The sequence below is a fragment of the Rathayibacter sp. AY2B7 genome (genome assembly GCF_002931635.1).
In the GTDB taxonomy this organism is placed as follows: Bacteria; Actinomycetota; Actinomycetes; order Actinomycetales; family Microbacteriaceae; genus Rathayibacter.
Genome location: NZ_PSUC01000159.1, coordinates 1 through 4,769, shown reverse-complemented (window position 1 = coordinate 4,769; position 4,769 = coordinate 1). Strand labels below are relative to the sequence as shown.

Here is a 4,769-nt window from a genome sequence, read left to right as displayed (position 1 = left end):
CGCGAACACCTCGCCGCGCGGCGAGAAGGCGATGACGAGCATCCAGTACAGCGGGAAGAACACGATCGCCGAGGCGACGATCGCGACGACCAGGCGGACCGGACGGGGGCGGACCGGGACGCGGTGGCCGACGCCCCAAAGCGCCGAAGCACGACGGGACACGGGGCTCGAGGCTCGGAGCTCCGGGACACGGGGCTCGGAGCTCGGGGCTCGGAGCTCGGAGCTCGGAGCTCGGAGCTCGAGGCTCGACGAAGCGCCAACGCGCCGACGGACCTCGCGGCGCCGGAGGGGCGAGAGCGCGAGGGCGCCTGGTGGTGTCCAGGCAGGGCGATGCACCGCCTCGCGGCCGACGGAGTGTCGGATCGCCCGGGAGGTCGGGCTGCGGATCAGAACGGCGGAGACGCGTCCACGAACCGCGGCCGCGTCGGCGCCAGCACCGAGGGCGACGCCCGAGGTGACGACGGTCGCGATGACCACAACTGCGAGGACGAGGATCGTGGTGGCAGCAGGTGCGGCTGCTGTTCCGGCTCCCGCTGCGGCTCCGGCTCCGGCTCCGGCTGCGGCTGCGGCTCCGGCTCCGGCTCTTCTGCCGACAGCGGCGTCGGTCGTCGCGTGGGCGGCAGCGGAGCCCCGGGCAGCGCCCGCGGTCGGTCGGTGATCCGACGGCCGGTGGGGGTCGTCCAGACGACGGTGCCGTCCGGATGGAGGGAGTAGGTCCAGCGGTCGCCGTGGCGGACGTGGTGGTGCGCGACGCAGAGCGAGGCCAGGTTGCCGAGGGCGGTCTCGCCTCCGTTCCGCCACTCGAGGGTGTGATCGGCCTCCGCCGTCGACGCCGCGCGGGTGCAGCCGGGGAACCGGCAGGTCCGGTCGCGCAGCTGCAGTTGGAGGCGCATCCGAGGGGGTGGGACGCGGAGGGTCCTGCCGACCGACGTCACCACTCCCGTGTCCGGATCGGTCAGCACCCGCGTGAAGGTGGCCGCCGTGCGCACGAGCTCCCGGGCGACGTCGGCGGGGACCAGACCGTAGCCGTCGAGTTCGGCCGGTGCGTCGTCGAGGCCGACTGCGGTGCTGGCGGCCAGGGTGAGGCGCACGTCGGCGCGGACTCCGGAGACGGAGGCGGGAATTCCGGAGACCGAGGCGTGGATTCCGGAGACCGAGGCGGAGACCGCGCTCGCTCCTTCTCCCGAGGATCCGTCTGCGGAGATGTCGCCGTCGATGAGCAGATCGACGAGGGCGTCGGCCCGCAGCTGTGCGAGCGTCCGGCCGTCGCCGAGGGAGATGTCGGCGTCTCCACCGGCGCCGCCACCCGTCTCCGCGCCGAGCTCGGCACCAGCACCAGCACCAGCACCAGCACCAGCACCAGCACCAGCACCAGCACCAGCGTCCGTCCGCGCGCCGACTGCCACCGGAGCATCGCCACGGGCACCAGCACCGCTCTGTGCAGTCGCACTCGCACTCGCACTCGCACTCGCACTCGCACTTGCACCTGCACCTGCACCTGCACCTGCACCTGCACCTGCACCTGCACCTGCACCGAGCCCGATCCCCGCCGCGTCCGCCCCGTCGCGGAGCGAGCGGGCGATTCGGTCGAGACGGTTGTAGGCGCCGACCGCGACCGGGGCCGGCAGCAGGGCGCAGAGCGTGGCCATGCCGTCCGCCTCGGCGCCGAGCCACACGCTGCGGTCCTCGCGGGCACGGGCGTGGCGCTCGGTGAACGGCTGCTCGTGCAGCTCGTCGCGCAACCGCGCCACGGTCCGGCGGAGCTGGGTGGGCGTCTGCGTGAGCGCCGCGGCGGCCGCCCGCTCGTCGAAGGACGCGCGCGACGGAGCGGGGAGGGTCGCGGCGGCGGCGCAGACGACCTCGCCGGCCTCCCAGAGGATCCGGGCCTCGGCCAGGAGGGTGCGGGTCGCCGGGAGATCCTCGATGAGGAGCCGAGCGTGCTCGAGACGTCGAGACGCCGCGCGCTCCGACATCCCGAGCGCCGTCGCGAACTCGGCTCGGATCGAGCGCTCCACGAGGTCACCCGCCTCGCTCCGGGAGAGACGGCTCCCCCGCGCGAACGACCCCGGGACGAGCAGCGCCGCCCGGTACGCCGTGTGCAGGGCGACGGCCCCCGCGAGCAGCATCGGTGCCGAGGAGCGGGCGAGCCCCGCCGCGAGACCGGCGAGCGCGCGCACCGCGTCGAGCGTCCGCGCCGTCTCGACCGCCTGCACCGCCTCGACCGCCTGCACCGCCTCGACCGTCTGCACCGCGTCACCCGAACTTCTCATACGTGTATTGAATCAGCGACCACCGACATCGGGCCGGGTTCGAGCGGCCCGGGTTCGAGCGGGGCGGGCGGCGCGGGCTGGTGGCTCGGCTCAGGAATCGCGCGGACAGCGATGTGCGAGCCCGCGCTCGCCGCCGGTCCTCCCTCCACAGGCGGGGTAACGGCTCCGTTGTCCCGATCCTGGTCATGGACCCCGGCCCGATGTCGGTGGTCGCTGATTCAATACACGTATGAGAAGTTCGGGTGACGCGGTGCAGACGGTCGAGGCGGTGCAGGCGGTCGAGGCGGTGCAGGCGGTCGAGACGGCGCGGACGCTCGACGCGGTGCGCGCGCTCGCCGGTCTCGCGGCGGGGCTCGCCCGCTCCTCGGCACCGATGCTGCTCGCGGGGGCCGTCGCCCTGCACACGGCGTACCGGGCGGCGCTGCTCGTCCCGGGGTCGTTCGCGCGGGGGAGCCGTCTCTCCCGGAGCGAGGCGGGTGACCTCGTGGAGCGCTCGATCCGAGCCGAGTTCGCGACGGCGCTCGGGATGTCGGAGCGCGCGGCGTCTCGACGTCTCGAGCACGCTCGGCTCCTCATCGAGGATCTCCCGGCGACCCGCCCCCTCCTGGCCGAGGCCCGGATCCTCTGGGAGGCCGGCGAGGTCGTCTGCGCCGCCGCCGCGACCCTCCCCGCTCCGTCGCGCGCGTCCTTCGACGAGCGGGCGGCCGCCGCGGCGCTCACGCAGACGCCCACCCAGCTCCGCCGGACCGTGGCGCGGTTGCGCGACGAGCTGCACGAGCAGCCGTTCACCGAGCGCCACGCCCGTGCCCGCGAGGACCGCAGCGTGTGGCTCGGCGCCGAGGCCGACGGCATGGCCACGCTCTGCGCCCTGCTGCCGGCCCCGGTCGCGGTCGGCGCCTACAACCGTCTCGACCGAATCGCCCGCTCGCTCCGCGACGGGGCGGACGCGGCGGGGATCGGGCTCGGTGCAGGTGCAGGTGCAGGTGCAGGTGCAGGTGCAGGTGCAGGTGCAGGTGCAAGTGCGAGTGCGAGTGCGAGTGCGAGTGCGAGTGCGACTGCACAGAGCGGTGCTGGTGCCCGTGGCGATGCTCCGGTGGCAGTCGGCGCGCGGACGGACGCTGGTGCTGGTGCTGGTGCTGGTGCTGGTGCTGGTGCTGGTGCTGGTGCTGGTGCCGAGCTCGGCGCGGAGACGGGTGGCGGCGCCGGTGGAGACGCCGACATCTCCCTCGGCGACGGCCGGACGCTCGCACAGCTGCGGGCCGACGCCCTCGTCGATCTGCTCATCGACGGCGACATCTCCGCAGACGGATCCTCGGGAGAAGGAGCGAGCGCGGTCTCCGCCTCGGTCTCCGGAATCCACGCCTCGGTCTCCGGAATTCCCGCCTCCGTCTCCGGAGTCCGCGCCGACGTGCGCCTCACCCTGGCCGCCAGCACCGCAGTCGGCCTCGACGACGCACCGGCCGAACTCGACGGCTACGGTCTGGTCCCCGCCGACGTCGCCCGGGAGCTCGTGCGCACGGCGGCCACCTTCACGCGGGTGCTGACCGATCCGGACACGGGAGTGGTGACGTCGGTCGGCAGGACCCTCCGCGTCCCACCCCCTCGGATGCGCCTCCAACTGCAGCTGCGCGACCGGACCTGCCGGTTCCCCGGCTGCACCCGCGCGGCGTCGACGGCGGAGGCCGATCACACCCTCGAGTGGCGGAACGGAGGCGAGACCGCCCTCGGCAACCTGGCCTCGCTCTGCGTCGCGCACCACCACGTCCGCCACGGCGACCGCTGGACCTACTCCCTCCATCCGGACGGCACCGTCGTCTGGACGACCCCCACCGGCCGTCGGATCACCGACCGACCGCGGGCGCTGCCCGGGGCTCCGCTGCCGCCCACGCGACGACCGACGCCGCTGTCGGCAGAAGAGCCGGAGCCGGAGCCGCAGCCGCAGCCGGAGCCGGAGCCGGAGCCGCAGCGGGAGCCGGAACAGCAGCCGCACCTGCTGCCACCACGATCCTCGTCCTCGCAGTTGTGGTCATCGCGACCGTCGTCACCTCGGGCGTCGCCCTCGGTGCTGGCGCCGACGCGGCCGCGGTTCGTGGACGCGTCTCCGCCGTTCTGATCCGCAGCCCGACCTGCCGGGCGATCCGACACTCCGTCGGCCGCGAGGCGGTGCATCGCCGTGCCTGGACACGACCAGGCGCCCTCGCGCTCTCGCACCTCCGGCGCCGCGAGGTCCGTCGGCGCGTTGGCGCTTCGTCGAGCCTCGAGCTCCGAGCTCCGAGCTCCGAGCTCCGAGCCCCGAGCTCCGAGCCCCGTGTCCCGGAGCTCCGAGCCTCGAGCCCCGTGTCCCGTCGTGCTTCGGCGCTTTGGGGCGTCGGCCACCGCGTCCCGGTCCGCCCCCGTCCGGTCCGCCTGGTCGTCGCGATCGTCGCCTCGGCGATCGTGTTCTTCCCGCTGTACTGGATGCTCGTCATCGCCTTCTCGCCGCGCGGCGAGGTGTTCGCG

At 74.3% G+C, this 4,769-nt stretch carries 2 protein-coding genes; one reads left to right on the top strand and one right to left on the bottom strand.

The window, feature by feature from the left end; genetic code table 11:
- Positions 1-386 precede the first annotated feature (386 nt).
- Positions 387-2,270 carry an HNH endonuclease signature motif containing protein gene (locus tag C5C27_RS18795; protein WP_104314951.1) on the bottom strand — a complete coding sequence of 628 codons (1,884 nt, stop codon included), beginning with the start codon at positions 2,268-2,270 and terminating at the stop codon, positions 387-389.
- 229 nt (positions 2,271-2,499) lie between these two features.
- Here C5C27_RS18795 and C5C27_RS18790 point away from each other — a divergent pair, with 229 nt between their 5' ends.
- Positions 2,500-4,383: an HNH endonuclease signature motif containing protein gene (locus tag C5C27_RS18790; RefSeq protein WP_146079730.1), complete on the top strand. Its 1,884-nt coding sequence runs from the start codon at positions 2,500-2,502 to the stop codon at positions 4,381-4,383.
- The last annotated feature ends 386 nt before the right edge of the window (positions 4,384-4,769 follow it).